Source organism: Micromonospora sp. NPDC003197 (genome assembly GCF_053590565.1).
In genome coordinates, this window is record NZ_JBSFTE010000050.1 from 1 (window position 1) to 15,135 (window position 15,135).

The following is a 15,135-nucleotide window of genomic DNA, read 5'->3' on the forward strand; positions in this document are numbered from 1 at the left end:
CACAGAAGGTCACATAGCCCCCGGCGCCCCTCCGCGGGGGGGGCCGGCGCCCGCGGCGCGCGCTGCGACCCGGGGGTATCCGGGGGGGTCCCCCCCGCGCGGACTCGGCAGGTCCGCGCGGCGCCGGTTGTTCTTGTTGGTCGGTCAGCGGCCGGCGAGAAGCCGGTTGACCGCGGTGTCGACATCCAGGTGTTCGGCCTCCCGACCCCGGGGCACCACCACGTAGGTGCGCCGCAGGAAACGGACCAGGACGCTACGTGGCACCTCGAAAAGCGCATTGCCATCCGGTGAGGAAAGGGCAAGCGCTACGAAGTCGCCGCGGGGCGTGGCCCAGGGCCAGACCCGTACGTCGCCGATTCCAGCGGGTTCATCGAGCCCGGTGACGAGCAATTCGCGGGCAAACGACCAACTCACCGCCTCGCCGCCAGCTGATTCTGCATGAAATAGGACATGGACCGCATACGGGTCAGCAGGGTCGTAGCGCAGACTGGCGCGCACCGGCAGAGCGGTGGCATCAGGTGCGACGAGCCTTAACGACGTCTCGACCTCGACGGTCGTGGGTCGGATGACACTCATGGACGTTCTCCCCCCGGCACCGCTGCGGAACGCGCGTGTTCCGCTTTTCCCATACTCAGGTGATACTCCCGGCTACGCTCCGCCATACGCTGACTTCACCCGGTGGTGGGAAGGAATTCGGAAACGCCGCTTGAATGCAAAAATTCGAGTAGAGTATCCGGTTTCGCCCAAGTGCATGATCCCGCCCGGGCTCGGGTGATTCAGTCGTCGACTCACTCCGGTAACGTCCAGTCGTCCCATCGAGTGACGGGCCAGGGTGACACTGGGGGGCGAAATGGTTCCGAATCCATCCTCAATGGAACAAGTCGTTCGGGTCTTGACGCCCGAAGTGGCGCAGGAGGTTGCGGCGGAGCTGGGAAACATGAACGGGGAGCGGGGTAAGGACGTGCCAGAGGACGACTACGCGGCGCAGGATCGGCGGCGTGCGCCCCTGGGGGAAGGGGCGGCCAGCGGTACGGCTGTTGCCGAGCCCCAACGGCGAACCCGGCGGCAGCGGCTGCGAACCACGCTTGAGATCATCCGAGCCAACCCGACCGGACGGATCACGCTCAAGGCGCTCGTGGCGGTCGCCGGGGCGCTTGTGGTCGCCGTTGGCGTCACCCTCATCCCCCTTCCGGGGCCGGGCTGGTTGATCGTCATCGCCGGGCTTGGCATCTGGGCGGTGGAGTTCCACTGGGCCAAACGGCTACTCGGCTTCACCCGGCAGAAGGTCCGGGGCTGGACCAGATGGGTCACCCGCCAGTCGTTGCCGGTGCGGTTCGTGATCGGCGCGGTGGGGCTACTGTTCGTCGGGTTTGTGGTCTGGCTCTCACTGAAGTTGGGCCTGGGTATCGACGTGATCGCTCAGGTGCTGGCGTACCTGGCGACGACCTGACCCCGAAGATGCGCGGTGCCTACCTGATCAGGTACAGTCATCCGCGCTGGGGGCGATTAGCTCAGCGGGAGAGCGCTTCGTTCACACCGAAGAGGTCACTGGTTCGATCCCAGTATCGCCCACATTAAATATTTGCAGTTTAGGGCCAGATCTGAACTATCAGATCTGGCCCTAAATCATTCGCTGACTAGATCATGAGTCGCCCATGAGCCGCGGCGCTTAACAACGCCTCTGGGATGCGCGTGCCTACCCCTCGATAACAGCCGCCGGCGATGCCAGGCGCGTCCGTGTCCCAGCCGCCCTCGTAAAGCCATCCTGGACCTGTCTGGAGGCCACCGTCGGAGCCCAGCTCGTGCTGGGGGAGCGGACCGGCGTCGCCGGAGCCGCCGTAGTGGCGAGCGGTGTCGTCGGCCGGGTGCTGCTCTCGGTAGGAGTGGACGGGAGTATCGGTCCGCTCCGCTTCTGGGCATCGGGTACGCGCTGCTCTCCGCCGCCGGCTACGCGGGCGTGACGCTGTTGGGTCGGTCCTGCAGCCGAGGCGACACCAGTGGCGCGTTCGAGTCCACAGTCACTGGCTTCGCGGTTCGAACGGGATGCCTTCTGCCGATGGCTCTGATGGAGGGTCTGCTGCCCGACGTCGAGCGGGCGGCCTTGAATTCGGCTGATCGCCGAGGTGCTGTCCGGATTGAAGTGAGTCAGGATCTCTCATTGACAAAGATCTGTGCTGTGGTGAAGCCTGGCCGACACGTGAACCGGACAACGATGTCATATCCGCCTGGAGGGGTGTATGCGAACTTCGACCAGAATGGCCGGTGCCTTGGTCGCCGTGTGTGCATTGCTGGTAGGCACGGCGTGCGGGACCGACGACGCCGGCGGTAACAGCAAGGACGTCGAGGTGTTCACCTGGTGGGCCGATGGTGGCGAGAAGGCGGGGCTGGACGGGCTCGTCGCGGCCTTCGGCACTGACTGTGCCGAGTACCGGTTCGTCAACGGGGCGGTCGCGGGTGGGGCCGGTTCCAACGCCAAGCAGGTGCTGGCGTCGCGGTTGAGTCAGGCCGACCCGCCGGACACATTCCAGGCGCACGCCGGTGCCGAGCTGATCGACTACATCAACGCCGGCCAGATCGAGGACCTCAGCGACGAGTACCAGCAGTGGGGCTTGACCAACGCCTTCCCCAAGGGCCTGATCGACAACCTGACCGTCGACGGGAAGATCTACTCGGTGCCGGCGAACATCCACCGGGCGAACGTGCTGTGGAGCAACAAGTCGGTCCTGGCGACGGCGGGCATCAGCAAGGACGCTACGACCCTCGACGGCTTCTTCGCCGACCTGGAGAAGCTGAAGGCCAAGGGGGTCACGCCGCTGGCGCTGGGCAAGGACTGGACCCAGCTGATGCTCTTCGAGGTCGTGCTGATCAGCGACCTTGGGCCGGCGCAGTTCACCGGGTTGTGGAACGGCCAGACGCCGTGGGACAGCCCGGAGGTGGCCAAGGCGATCGACGACTACGCCAGGCTGCTGACCTATACCAACAAGGACACCCGGGACACCTTCGACTGGACCGACGCCGAGAAACTGCTCATGGACGGGAAGGCCGGCTATCAGTTGATGGGTGACTGGGAGGCGGCCGACCTCGACACGAAGCAGTTCACCGGCTATGCCTTCTCCACCTTCCCGGGCAACGGCACCACCTTCCAGTGGCTGGCCGACTCGTTCGTGCTGCCGAAGGATGCCAAGAACGCCGAGGGCACGAAGTGTTGGCTGAAGACGGTGGGCAGTGCTGCCGGGCAGAAGGCGTTCAACACGAAGAAAGGCTCGATCCCGGCCCGTACCGACGCCGATTCCGTCGACTACCCGAGCTACCAGCAGGCCGCCATGGCGGATTGGAAGACCCAGACGCAGGTGCCGTCGTGCGCCCACGGCTCGGCCTGCTCCCAGGGCTGGCAGGGCGCCCTCGGTTCGGCCATGGGCAAGTTCTCCAGCGATGGTGACAAGGCAGCGCTGCGGACGGCGCTCGTCACGGCGGCCAAGCAGTTCGTCGGCAAGTAGCAAGTAGGAGCGGCCGGGTCCGTGCGGTGCGGTGGACTCCGCAGACCCGGCCGACCCCGGTGTCCGTCGATGTCACCAGAGGAGGCGCGAGGATGCGTCACCGGTTACGGCGCTGGGCGCCGGCGCTGATCGTGCTCTCACCGTCCCTGCTCCTGCTGGCGGTGTTCGTCTATGGCCTGATCGGCTGGACGGTGAACCTGTCGCTACAGGACAAGCACAACGCGCGCCCAGCAGCGGGATACGTGGGCCCGGACAACTACACGAACCTGTTCACGGATGACATCAACGACCGGTTCGTGCACTCGCTGAAGAACCTCGGAATCTTCACCGTCGTGTTCATCGGTGGGGCGCTGCTGCTCGGAGTGTTGTGGGCGGTCCTGTTGGAGCGCGGCGTACGCGGTGAAGGCTTCTTCCGTGCTGTCTACCTGTTCCCGATGGCGGTCTCCTTCGTGGCCTCCGGCGTGGTGTGGCGGTGGCTGATGAATCCCGGCACCGGCGACAACGCCGGCGGCCTCAACGCCGTCTTCAACGGGCTCGGGCTGGGTTTCCTCGAGAACCGCTGGTGGACCGATCCGGACTGGGGCATGGCGGCAATGGCCGTGCCGGCGATCTGGCAGCTGGCCGGATACGTCATGGCGCTGTTCCTGGCTGGGTTCCGCGGCATCCCGGCTGAACTACGCGAGGCGGCCCTCATGGATGGCTGCTCGACCTTCCGGCTCTACCGGCACGTTCTGTTCCCGCAGCTGACCCCGGTTGCGCTGTCGGCGTTGATCATTACGGGGCACATGTCGATGAAGATGTTCGACCTGATCATGTCGGTGTCCGGGCCGCAGTACCTCACCGAGGTCCCCGCCGTGTATGTCTGGCAGACGCTGCTCACCAACGACCAGGCCAAGGCAGCGGCGATTTCTATCCTGCTGCTGATCGCGGTGGCGCTGGTGATCGTGCCCTACCTTATCCACGTCAACCGGGTGGAGAAGCGTTCATGAGCACGGATCTGACCGCCGCCGCGTCCCGTCCCGACACCACCCCGGCGACCCAACCGACGCGAGGAGACCACCGGAGCGTCGCCCGTGTCGGTGCTGCCGCCGCCCGCACCGTGCGCTACGCGGTGCTGGTCGGCTTCGTCGTGGTGGTGCTGATGCCGATGTACGTACTGGTGGTGACGAGCTTCAAGTCCGGTAGCGAGATCGGCGTCACCGGGCAGTGGAACCTTCCGGAGCACTGGACCGTCGCCTCGTGGGCCAAGGCATGGGACCGGCTGAGCGAGTCGTTCTTCCGTACTTTTGCCCTGGCGATTCCGGTCGCGGTCATCTCCTCGTTCATCGGCGCGGCCAACGGCTTCATCCTGTCCCGGTGGCGGCTGCCGGCTGCCGACGTGTTCTTCACCCTCATCCTCTTCGGCATGTTCATCCCGTACCAGGCCGTGATGATTCCCCTTGGGGAGGTCGTCTCCTGGCTCGGGGTGCCCAAGGGAATCTGGACCCTGCTCCTGGTCCACGTCATCTACGGAATACCGATCTGCACCCTGATCTTCCGCAACTACTACGCCACCACGGTGCCCCTCGAACTCGTCGAGGCGAGCAGTATCGACGGGGCCGGCCTCGTCCGCACGTTCAGGTCCGTCATCCTGCCGCTTTCGATCCCCGGATTCGTCGTCACGATCATCTGGCAGTTCACCTCGGCGTGGAACGACTACCTGTTCGCGATCTTCCTGTCCAACACGCGGAACGGTCCCATCACCATCGCGCTTAACGCCCTCGCCGGTGCCCAGTCGCCGGACTACGCCGCCTCGATGGCCGGTGCACTCATCACCTCACTGCCCACCCTGGTGGTCTACATCCTGCTCGGCCGCTGGTTCATCGGCGGGCTCATGGCTGGTTCGGTCAAGGGCTGACCAATCCTGGCTTCGGGGGTTACCGGTCGTCCGGGTGGTGCCGCCCGCGATGGAATGCCATCCGATGTGGTGGCCCGGATACGGCACGCATCATCGGTCAGGTAGTTCGGCGATCCGGGTTGATAGTTCGCGCAGCACCGCGAGTTCGTCGGGGTTTAGGTGATCGAGGAAGCGCGCGCGTACGGAAACGACATGGTGCGGGGCGGCCTCATCCAGCACTCTGAAGCCTTCGTCGGTCAGGTGCAGGATGCAGCCTCGCGCGTCCTGCGGATCGGGCTCCTTGTCGATGAGTCCCCGGGTCTGCATGCGGGTCGCGTGGTGGGACAGCCGGCTGCGTGACCATTCCATCTTGGCGGCGAGGTCCTTGAGCGCCCACCGATGGTTCGGTTTTTCCGACAGCGTGCTCAGCACCTCGTAGTCGGCTGGTGACAGCCCTGAGTCGCGGGCCAGGTCCTGGCTGAGCCGTGCCGGCAGCGCTATCAACAGGCGGCGGAAAGCCCGCCACGCGTGTTCCTCGTCCTCGTTCAGCCAGACCGTGTCCATTCGGTCACACTACACCTCGTTGACGTGTCACAGAAGCGTCGGCTAGAGTCTGTGACATGTCATCAAACGCATCGAGTGTGCCCCAGCACGTGTTGGTCATCGTCGCGAGCACCCGCCCCGGACGGCTGGGACCGGCGATCGCCAACTGGTTCGTCCAGGCGGCCCGTCCGGCAGCTGCGGCGGGCGGGGTCACTCTCGACGTCGCGGACCTGGCCGACATCGGACTGCCGCTGCTCGACGAGCCCGAGCATCCCTCCAGTGGCATCTACGTACACGAGCACACCCGCGCATGGAGCCGACGGGTTGCCGCAGCTGACGCGTTCGTGGTGGTGACACCGGAGTACAACTACGGCATGCCGGCGGCGTTGAAGAACGCCCTCGACTTCCTTTATCACGAGTGGGCGTGGAAGCCGGTAGGGTTCGTCAGCTACGGCAACACTTCGGCCGGCACCCGCTCGGTGCAGATGGCCAAGCAGGTCGTCACCACCTTGAAGATGATGCCCATCGGCGCCACCGTCGCCCTGCGCATTGCCGACAGCATCCACGACGGGCAGGTCCAACAGTCCGCAGCACTCGATGAAGCCGCTCGCGGAATGCTGCTTGAGCTGACCCGGGTGGCCTCAGTGATGCGGTCCCTACGCACCGAACCCGACAGTGCGGTCACCGGCGTGTCCGGGCCGGTCGACGGACTCACGCTGACCGCAGCTCAGCCTGACGATTTGGCCGAGCTGCTCGTGCTCCAGCGGTGCTGCTGGGTGCAGGAGGCCTTCGCGAACGACACCCTCGACCTGCCGGCGCTGCGGGACACCCTCGATGACCTGCGCGAATCGATGTCGACGTGGCAGCTGTGGTGCGTACGCCGACACGGGCGTCTGGTGGCATCGGTCCGCGCCCGGGCACAGGGGAATGCGTGGCTGATCGGTCGTCTCATGGTGGCTCCCGACCAGGCCGGAAACGGCATCGGTTCCTGGCTCCTCTCGTATGCCGAACAGCAGGCACCCGAGGAAACCGCGTACTACGAGCTGTTCACCGGCTACCGCAGCACCGACAACATCAAGCTGTACGAACGCGCCGGCTATGTCCTCACCGATGCTGACGGCACCTCGGATGGCATCGTCCACCTCACCAAACAGCGGCAACCGATCGCCAGCGTCGTGTGACCAGACTCCGTCAGGACCCGAGGCCCGCAGCAGAGTCAACACCGTCTACCTGACCGTTCCTACCTGGGCGTCAGCCTCGGTTGCTGTCTTGGAGCCCGCGCGTACGCCCACTACGAATGGCTGGCGTATGCGCGGGGACGGTGCGGTACTCGGCTGTCGTGGCTGGACTGTCGCAGGCCGACGACGACGCCTGCGGCGACGAGCAGGGTGCCGGTGACATCGGCGGGACCCGCCTGGCCGAGGCCGAGTGTGACGGTGGTGAGCAGGGCACCCACCGGTACGAGACCGGCGAACAGGCCCGCGCGGTCGGCACCGAGGCGGCGCAGTGCGTCGTACCAGAGGAAGAAGGCGGCTGCGGTGACGATCGCGCCAAGGTAGCCGAAGGCGGCTGCTTGGCTGGGCGTGGGCAGGCGCAGGGAGTCCGTACCGTCCAGGGTGAGGCTCGCCGCCAGCAGCATGGGTACGGACAGAGCGGCGGGATAGGCGGCTACTCGCAGGGGGCCGAGTTTGGGCAGGAGGGGAATGGCGAGCAGGGAGAAGGCCACCTCGCCGGCGAGTGCGCCCAGGGACAGCAGGAGGCCCGGCAAGCTACCCGAGCCGAGGCCGGCGGCGACGGCTGCGCCAAGTGCGACCACGATTGCCGCGCGACGGTGCGGGGGGCGGGGCGTCGGCGTTCCATCAATGGCCCGACGAGGGCGAGTACGAGGGGACGGCGCCGACCACGGTGCCGATCATGGCGGGGCCGGCCTACGGGAGGCGTGATGGGCGAGACGGCAGCACGATCATTGCGGGCGGACGCGGAGCGCAGCGTGCGCGCGATCCTGGAGGCGGCTGAGCGGGTGCTCGCCGAAGAGCCCGGCGCATCCATGGAGCAGATCGCCGCAGCCGCGGGCGTAGCCCGGACGACGATCCACCGCCGGTTCGCCAATCGTCAGGCGTTGATCGATGCGCTGGCCTCGTCCGCAGCCCGCCAGCTTGCCTAGGCGGTGGAGGACGGCAGGCCGGACACCGCACCGCCACTGGTGGCGATGCACCGGATCACCGCCAACGTGCTCCAGGTCAAGGGCGCCTGGGCGTTCGCCCTGGGGCTTCCGGCAGACCCGGACAGCGAGGCCGCTCTCCTCCAGCAGGACATCGCCCGCCGCTGCATTGCCGTGCTGGAGCGGGCTCAAGCCGACAAGCTCATCGACGAGGAAGCCGACCTTAACTGGGTGCGCCGGGTCTACTACGCGCTCCTCGGGGAATCCCTGCACGGCGATACGGGCGGCGCTGACCCGGACGCCCTCGCCACCCGCATCATCGACACTCTGCTGCACGGTGCCGGCCCGCGCGGCTGAGTGCCTATTTCCTCAGCTGGGCCGACGAGGACCCTCAGGACGATGCCGTGCGGCCACCCTCTTCGGCTGCTCGGGCGGCGGCTTCGTGTTCCAGGGCCTGCCGGAAGGCGCGGGCGGCGGGCGACTTGGCCCCCGCGAGCCGCTGGGCGGTGAAGATGGTGCGCCGAGGTGCGTCGGGCAGTTCCACGAGCCGGCAGGTGGTGCTCCGACCGGCCCAGACGAGGTCCGGGATGAGCGCGACCGCGTTGCCCGACTCGACGAGGCGGATCTGTGCCTGTAGGTCGGCTGTCTCGTAACGTACGTCGGGCTCGAAGCCGGCGCTGCGACACAGTTGTTCGGCGAAGTGCCGGGAGGCGGTGCCGCGCGGTTCCATGACCCACGGCACGCGTCGGGCGTCGTGTAGCGACTCGACCGGCCAGAGCGCCGCCTCCTCGGCGGGTAGGGCGAGCCGGATGGCGTCGGTGGTCAGGTTGCGGCGGTCCAGGCCGGGATGATGCGGTGCGGCGTGGGCCGGGTACTGCTCGGCGATCACCATGTCGAAGTCGCGGGCCCATGTCTCCCGCAGAGCCTGTTCCGGCTCCCGCTGCACCATCTCGATCCGGACGTCCGGATAGCGCAGGGCCATGCTGCGCAGGGTGCTGGGCATCAGCGCCAGCGCCGCCGACTGGAAGACCGCCACCCGGACATTGCCGCTCACCTTGGTCAGCGACGCCTGCAGCTCGGCCTCGGCCCGTTCGAGGGTGTTGAGCACCTCGCCCGCCGACACCACCAGCACCTCCGCCTGCGGCGTCAACTGGAGCCGCCGGCCGGCCCGGCGCAGCAACGTCATGCCGGTTTCCTTCTCCAGTTGGCTCAACTGTTGCGAGACGGCGGACGGGGTGAAGTTCAACGCCTCGGCGACGGCGGTCACGGTGCCGCGAACGGCCAACTCGCGCAGCAGCACCAAGCGCCGAACGTCGAGCACTGCGACCTCCAAGGTTGCGTAAGTAGAACTTAAGAATAGACCTCAAAAAGCGTCGCTTATCCTAATCCTCGATTGGCGTGACACTGGGGCTGTGACCGACCGTAGGAGCCAGCCCGCATGACAGACCTCACCGCCCGTTCCGGACCCGCCGAGGCATCCGACGGACGCCCCGGCGACGACCTCGCGCAGGAGACCATCGCCCTGGTGCGCCGCTGGCTCACCGAGGCGTCGGCCTTCCCCGTCGACGCCTCGGCAGCTCAGCTGGCCGGCCTGTTGCGCGACCCGAACGGCCTCGCCTTCGCGGTGGGCTTCGTGGACGGCGTTGTCCGCCCCGAGGACGTACGCGTCAGCGCGCAGGCCCTGGCCGCCCTCGCCCCGGGCGTACCGTCGTTCCTGCCCGCCCCGCTGCGGGCCGCCGTACGCCTCGGTGGCGTACTCGCCCCGGTGCTGCCGGGGGTCGTGGTGCCGATCGCCCGCAAGGTCCTGCGCCGGATGGTCGGTCACCTGATCGTCGACGCGACCGACGCCCGGCTCGGCAAGGCCATCCGGCGTATCCGCGCCCGGGGCGTACGACTCAACGTCAACCTGCTCGGCGAGGCGGTGCTGGGACGCGGCGAGGCCCACCGTCGGGTGCAGGAGACCCAACGCCTGCTCACCCGGGACGACGTCGACTACGTCTCGATCAAGGTCTCCTCGACCGTCGCCCCGCACAACCCGTGGGCCTTCGAGGAAGCAGTCGCGGACATCGTCGAGGAACTCACCCCGCTGTTCACCACGGCCGCCTCCGCCGCCACCCCCAAGTTCATCAACCTGGACATGGAGGAATACAAGGACCTCGACCTCACCATCGCCGTCTTCACCGAACTACTGGACCGGCCGGAGTTCCTGCACCTGGAGGCGGGCATCGTCCTGCAGGCGTACCTGCCGGACGCGTTGAGTGCCATGATCCGGCTGCAGGAGTGGTCGGCGCGACGCCGGGAGCGCGGCGGTGCCGGCATCAAGGTACGCCTCGTCAAGGGGGCGAACCTGCCGATGGAGCAGGTGGAGGCCACCCTGCACGGCTGGCCGCTGGCGACCTGGGGCAGCAAGCAGGACTCGGACACGAACTACAAGCGGGTCCTGCACTACGCGCTGCACCCCGAACGGATCCGCAACGTCCGCCTCGGCGTGGCCGGCCACAACCTCTTCGACGTGGCGTACGCCTGGCTGCTCGCTGGCCGACGGCAGGTCCGCGACGGCATCGAGTTCGAGATGCTGCTCGGCATGGCCCAGGGGCAGGCCGAAGCGGTACGCCGTGAGGTCGGTGGACTGCTGCTCTACACCCCGGTGGTCCGGCCGCAGCAGTTCGACGTCGCCATCGCCTACCTCATTCGCCGCCTCGAAGAGGGGGCCAGCAGCGAGAACTTCATGTCGGCCGTTTTCGAGCTGGACTCCAACCCCGGGCTGTTCGCCCGCGAGAAGGACCGTTTCCTGGCCTCGCTGGCCGCGCTCGACGACGAGGTGCCCGAGCCACACCGCACCGCCGACCGGTACGCCGCCGTCGAGGAGCCGCGCGAGGGGCACTTCGAGAACACCCCGGACACCGACCCCGCCGTACCGGCGAACCGCGAATGGGTACGGGAGCTGCTGGCCCGGGTGCCCACCTCCCGGCTGGGCGTCGACGCGATCGAGGCGGCCCGGGTGACCGACGCCTCGGCCCTGGACGACGTACTGCGGCGGACCTCGACCGCCGCCGCCGACTGGGCCGCCCGGACCGGTGCGGAACGGGGTGCTGTCCTGCATCGGGTCGGCCAGGCCATCGAGGCGCGCCGGGCCGAGCTGATCGAGGTGATGGCCGCCGAGGCCGGCAAGACCATGGACCAGGCCGACCCCGAGGTGTCCGAGGCCGTCGACTTCGCCCACTACTACGCCGAGCTGGCCCGCGAGCTGGACGACGTCGACGGGGCGAGCTTCGTACCGGCCCGCGTCACGGTCGTCACGCCACCGTGGAACTTCCCGGTGGCGATCCCGGCCGGTTCGGTGCTCGCGGCGCTGGCCGCCGGCTCGGGCGTCGTACTCAAGCCCGCCGGTCCGGCCGAGCGCTGTGGCGCGATCATCGCCGACGCCATCGGGTCGGCGCTGGTGGCGGCCGGTGCGCCCGCAGAGTTGCTGGCGCTGATCCAGGTGGCTGAGAACGAACTCGGTGCGACGCTGATCAAGCACCCACTCGTGGACCGGGTGATCCTGACCGGGGCCTACGAGACCGCACAGCTGTTCCGGTCCTTCCGACCGGACCTGCCGCTGCTCGCCGAGACCAGTGGCAAGAACGCCATCATCGTGACACCCAGCGCCGACCTGGACCTCGCGGTGAAGGACGTCGTCTCGTCCGCCTTCGGGCACGCCGGGCAGAAGTGCTCCGCCGCCTCACTCGTCGTACTGGTCGGCGAGGTTGCCCGCTCCGAGCGGTTCCGTACCCAGCTCCTCGACGCGGTCTCCTCACTGACCGTCGGCTACCCCACCGATGCCCGTACCCAGATGGGACCGGTCATCGAACCGGCGACCGGCAAGCTCCTGGCTGGCCTCACCGAACTCGGCGAGGGGGAGCGGTGGCTGTTGCAGCCGAAGCAACTCGACGAGTCGGGACGGCTGTGGAGCCCCGGCGTCCGGGACGGCGTACGTCGTGGCTCGGTCTATCACCGCACCGAGTTCTTCGGGCCGATCCTCGGCATCATGACCGCCGCGACCCTCGACGAGGCCATCGACATCGTCAACGAGGTCGACTACGGGCTGACCTCCGGGCTGCACTCGCTGGAATCCGCCGAGCTTGGCCGGTGGCTGGACCGGATCCAGGCCGGCAACCTGTACGTGAACCGGGGCATCACCGGTGCCATCGTTCGCCGGCAGCCGTTCGGTGGGTGGAAGAAGTCCGCCGTCGGCCCCGGCACGAAGGCCGGCGGCCCGCACTACCTGGTCGGGCTGGGCGGGTGGAGCCCCGCCCGCTCGACCGCCGAGGCGGAGATCGGCAGCTCCGCCGTGGTGTCGCTGCTGGCTGCCGCGCGGTCTGCCCTGCCCGCCGAGGACTTCGCCTTCGTCGAGCGAGCAGCCCGCAGTGACGCGGCAGCCTGGGCACAGATCTTCCCACCGGCCGACGTCTCGCAGTTGGCGGCCGAGCGCAACGTACTGCGCTACCGGCCGCACCCGGTGACGGTGCGTCGAGGTACGGACGAACCGCTCGCCGCTCTGATCCGGGTGCTGGTCGCTGGCGTACTCGCCGGTGCACCGATGCGCGTCTCGACCGGCGTACCGCTGTCCGGTCCGCTCCAAGCGGCGGTGTCGGCGGTCAGTGACCAGGTCACTGTCGAGGACGAGGCGGCCTGGCTCGCCCGGGTGGCGACGTACGACGCCGGGCGGATCCGGTTGATCGGTGAGTCGGCCGCGCGGTTGGCCACGGCGACCGACGGACGGCCTGACCTGGCCGTCTGGTCGGGGCCGGTGACCGAGGCCGGTCGGGTGGAACTGCTGCCGTTCGTCCGCGAGCAGGCGGTCAGCATCACCGCACACCGGTTCGGCAACCCCAGCCACCTCTCCGACGGCCTACTCTGACGCGGCGGCCTGTTCCAACCCGACGGCCTACTCTGACGCGATCGCGCTGGCCACCGGCGACCGTTTCGGCGGTGGCCAGCGCGACTCGTATCCTGTCGACAGGAATCTGTCCTCAGAGGGAGTCGGATTGAGTAGTCGGATTGAAACGTTGGAGTTCCAGGCCGAGACGCGTCAACTGTTGCAGTTGATGGTCCACTCGATCTACTCCAACAAAGACATCTTCCTGCGGGAACTCATCTCCAACGCCTCGGACGCCCTGGACAAGCTGCGTCTCGAGTCGCTCATCGACAAGGAACTGCAGGTCGACACCTCCGACCTGCACATCGCCATCGAGGTCGACAAGGAACAGCGCACTCTCACCGTACGCGACAACGGTATCGGCATGTCCCGCGACGACGTCGTCGCGCTGATCGGCACGATCGCCAAATCGGGTACGGCGGAACTGCTCCAGAGGATGAAGGAATCCAAGGACGCGGCGGCGTCGCAGGAGCTCATCGGGCAGTTCGGGGTGGGCTTCTACTCGACCTTCATGGTGGCCGACCGGGTGACGTTGTTGACCCGCCGGGCCGGGCAGGAGGAGGGCACCCGCTGGGAGTCCACCGGTGAGGGCACCTATGTCATCGAGGCGGTGGACGACCTTCCGCAGGGCACCTCGGTCACGCTGCACCTGAAGCCGGAGGACACCGAGGACCAGCTCTTCGACTACGCGGCCGAGTGGAAGATCAAGGAGATCGTCAAGCGATACTCCGACTTCATCGCGTGGCCGATCCGGATGACGACGGAGCACACCGACGAGGCCGGCGCGACGACGTACGACGTGCAGACGCTGAACTCGATGAAGGCGCTGTGGGCGCGGCCCCGGAGCGAGGTCGAGCCGGCTGAGTACAACGAGTTCTACAAGCACGTCAGCCACGACTGGAGCGACCCCCTCGAAACCATCCACATGAAGGCGGAGGGGACCTTCGAGTACGAGGCGCTGCTGTTCATCCCGAACCACGCGCCGTTCGACCTCTTCATGCGTGAGGGCAAGCGCGGGGTACAGCTCTACGTCAAGCGCGTCTTCATCATGGATGACTGTGAAGCGCTCATGCCGAACTACCTGCGCTTCGTCAAGGGCGTCGTCGACGCGCACGACCTGTCGCTCAACATCTCCCGCGAGATCCTCCAGCAGGACCGGCAGATCCAGGCCGTACGTCGACGCTTGGTGAAGAAGGTGCTCGGCACGGTGAAGGAGATGCTCGCCGACCAGCCCGAGCGGTACCGGACGTTCTGGAACGAGTTCGGTCGGGCTGTCAAGGAGGGGCTGGTCGAGGACCGTGACAACCAGGAACTGATTCTGGACATCGTCTCGGTCGACTCGACCCACGACGCTGACCAGCCCAGCACCCTGCGCCAGTACGTCGAGCGCATGAAGGATGGCCAGAAGGACATCTACTACATGACCGGCGAGTCCCGGGGCATGATCGAGAACTCGCCGCACATGGAGGCGTTCCGGGCCAAGGGCTACGAGGTGCTGATCCTCACCGACCCGGTCGACGAGGTGTGGGTGGAGCAGGTCGGCGCGTTCGACGGCAAGCCGCTGCTGTCCATCGCCAAGGGGCAGATCGACCTCGACAGCGAGGACGAGAAGGCGGACACCGAGCCGGAGCGCGAGCAGGCCAAGAAGGACTTCGCCGAACTGCTCTCCTGGCTGACCGGGAAGCTGTCGGCCGAGGTCAAGGAGGTGCGGCTTTCGTCCCGGCTGACCACCTCGCCGGCCTGCCTGGTCGGGGACGCTCAGGACATGACCCCGACCCTGGAGAAGCTGTATCGCGCGATGGGCCAGGAGGTCCCGCACGTCAAGCGCATCCTGGAGATCAACCCTACGCATCCGCTGGTGACCGGCATGCGTAAGGCCCAGGAGCAGGGTACGGACGAAGAGGTGCTGGCCGAGACCGCCGAGCTGCTGTACGCCATGGCCCTGCTGGCCGAGGGCGGGGAACTGAAGGACCCGTCCCGGTTCACCCGGCTGTTGGCCGATCGGCTGGCCCGCACCCTGTAGGCCGCTGCGGCGGGCAGACACGACGAAGGGCCAGCCCCGGTGTGGGCTGGCCCTTCGTGGTTGCTTGTTTGGAGGGGCCCCTTTCTATCGTTTTCTGTATAGGAGGGGGCCCTT

General features: G+C 67.4%; 12 protein-coding genes, 1 tRNA gene and 1 pseudogene. 10 read left to right on the plus strand and 4 right to left on the minus strand.

Annotated elements, in window-relative coordinates:
- Nucleotides 1-144 precede the first annotated feature (144 nt).
- Complete coding sequence (locus tag ACWDV4_RS30455) at nucleotides 145-576, minus strand: SsgA family sporulation/cell division regulator (protein WP_007457244.1); 432 nt, start codon at nucleotides 574-576, stop codon at nucleotides 145-147.
- A gap of 361 nt (nucleotides 577-937) precedes the next feature.
- On the opposite strand from ACWDV4_RS30455, the gene ACWDV4_RS30460 reads away from it, so the two are divergent.
- The 5 genes and pseudogenes from ACWDV4_RS30460 to ACWDV4_RS30480 form a co-directional block, all read left to right on the plus strand.
- Nucleotides 938-1,450 carry a TIGR02611 family protein gene (locus tag ACWDV4_RS30460; RefSeq protein ID WP_449985918.1) on the plus strand — a complete coding sequence of 171 codons (513 nt, stop codon included), beginning with the start codon at nucleotides 938-940 and terminating at the stop codon, nucleotides 1,448-1,450.
- A gap of 50 nt (nucleotides 1,451-1,500) precedes the next feature.
- A tRNA-Val gene (locus ACWDV4_RS30465) sits at nucleotides 1,501-1,572 on the plus strand.
- 665 nt (nucleotides 1,573-2,237) lie between these two features.
- A complete protein-coding gene (locus tag ACWDV4_RS30470; protein WP_449985893.1) occupies nucleotides 2,238-3,497 on the plus strand; it encodes an ABC transporter substrate-binding protein in 1,260 nt (419 codons plus the stop codon).
- Between the two features lie 92 nt (nucleotides 3,498-3,589).
- Nucleotides 3,590-4,486 carry a carbohydrate ABC transporter permease gene (locus ACWDV4_RS30475; RefSeq protein WP_449985896.1) on the plus strand — a complete coding sequence of 299 codons (897 nt, stop codon included), beginning with the start codon at nucleotides 3,590-3,592 and terminating at the stop codon, nucleotides 4,484-4,486.
- 15 nt (nucleotides 4,487-4,501) lie between these two features.
- A pseudogene (locus tag ACWDV4_RS30480) lies at nucleotides 4,502-5,394 on the plus strand (carbohydrate ABC transporter permease); the annotation flags it as partial.
- Nucleotides 5,395-5,484: 90 nt separating this feature from the next.
- Here ACWDV4_RS30480 and ACWDV4_RS30485 read toward each other — a convergent pair.
- Nucleotides 5,485-5,937 carry a MarR family winged helix-turn-helix transcriptional regulator gene (locus ACWDV4_RS30485; RefSeq protein WP_449985898.1) on the minus strand — a complete coding sequence of 151 codons (453 nt, stop codon included), beginning with the start codon at nucleotides 5,935-5,937 and terminating at the stop codon, nucleotides 5,485-5,487.
- A 56-nt stretch (nucleotides 5,938-5,993) separates the two neighbouring features.
- On the opposite strand from ACWDV4_RS30485, the gene ACWDV4_RS30490 reads away from it, so the two are divergent.
- Nucleotides 5,994-7,097: a GNAT family N-acetyltransferase gene (locus ACWDV4_RS30490; RefSeq protein WP_449985900.1), complete on the plus strand. Its 1,104-nt coding sequence runs from the start codon at nucleotides 5,994-5,996 to the stop codon at nucleotides 7,095-7,097.
- 110 nt (nucleotides 7,098-7,207) lie between these two features.
- Here the strand turns inward: ACWDV4_RS30490 and ACWDV4_RS30495 are convergent, their stop codons facing one another.
- Entirely contained in the window at nucleotides 7,208-7,732 is a 525-nt protein-coding gene (locus ACWDV4_RS30495) for an EamA family transporter (RefSeq protein ID WP_449985903.1), read from the minus strand.
- A gap of 126 nt (nucleotides 7,733-7,858) precedes the next feature.
- Here ACWDV4_RS30495 and ACWDV4_RS30500 point away from each other — a divergent pair, with 126 nt between their 5' ends.
- Together ACWDV4_RS30500 and ACWDV4_RS30505 are read left to right on the plus strand one after the other, a co-directional pair.
- On the plus strand, nucleotides 7,859-8,080 hold the full coding sequence (locus ACWDV4_RS30500; RefSeq protein WP_449985906.1) for a helix-turn-helix domain-containing protein: 222 nt from the start codon (nucleotides 7,859-7,861) through the stop codon (nucleotides 8,078-8,080).
- A gap of 3 nt (nucleotides 8,081-8,083) precedes the next feature.
- Entirely contained in the window at nucleotides 8,084-8,434 is a 351-nt protein-coding gene (locus ACWDV4_RS30505; protein ID WP_449985909.1) for a hypothetical protein, read from the plus strand.
- A 34-nt stretch (nucleotides 8,435-8,468) separates the two neighbouring features.
- Here the strand turns inward: ACWDV4_RS30505 and ACWDV4_RS30510 are convergent, their stop codons facing one another.
- Nucleotides 8,469-9,398 (minus strand): LysR family transcriptional regulator, encoded by a 930-nt coding sequence (locus ACWDV4_RS30510; protein WP_449985911.1) that lies wholly within the window; start codon nucleotides 9,396-9,398, stop codon nucleotides 8,469-8,471.
- A 117-nt stretch (nucleotides 9,399-9,515) separates the two neighbouring features.
- Here ACWDV4_RS30510 and ACWDV4_RS30515 point away from each other — a divergent pair, with 117 nt between their 5' ends.
- Both ACWDV4_RS30515 and htpG read left to right on the plus strand, forming a co-directional pair.
- A complete protein-coding gene (locus ACWDV4_RS30515; RefSeq protein WP_449985913.1) occupies nucleotides 9,516-12,980 on the plus strand; it encodes a bifunctional proline dehydrogenase/L-glutamate gamma-semialdehyde dehydrogenase in 3,465 nt (1,154 codons plus the stop codon).
- 127 nt (nucleotides 12,981-13,107) lie between these two features.
- The gene (htpG, locus tag ACWDV4_RS30520) at nucleotides 13,108-15,021 is read left to right on the plus strand and encodes a molecular chaperone HtpG (RefSeq protein WP_449985916.1); all 1,914 of its coding nucleotides are present in this window, start codon (nucleotides 13,108-13,110) and stop codon (nucleotides 15,019-15,021) included.
- The last annotated feature ends 114 nt before the right edge of the window (nucleotides 15,022-15,135 follow it).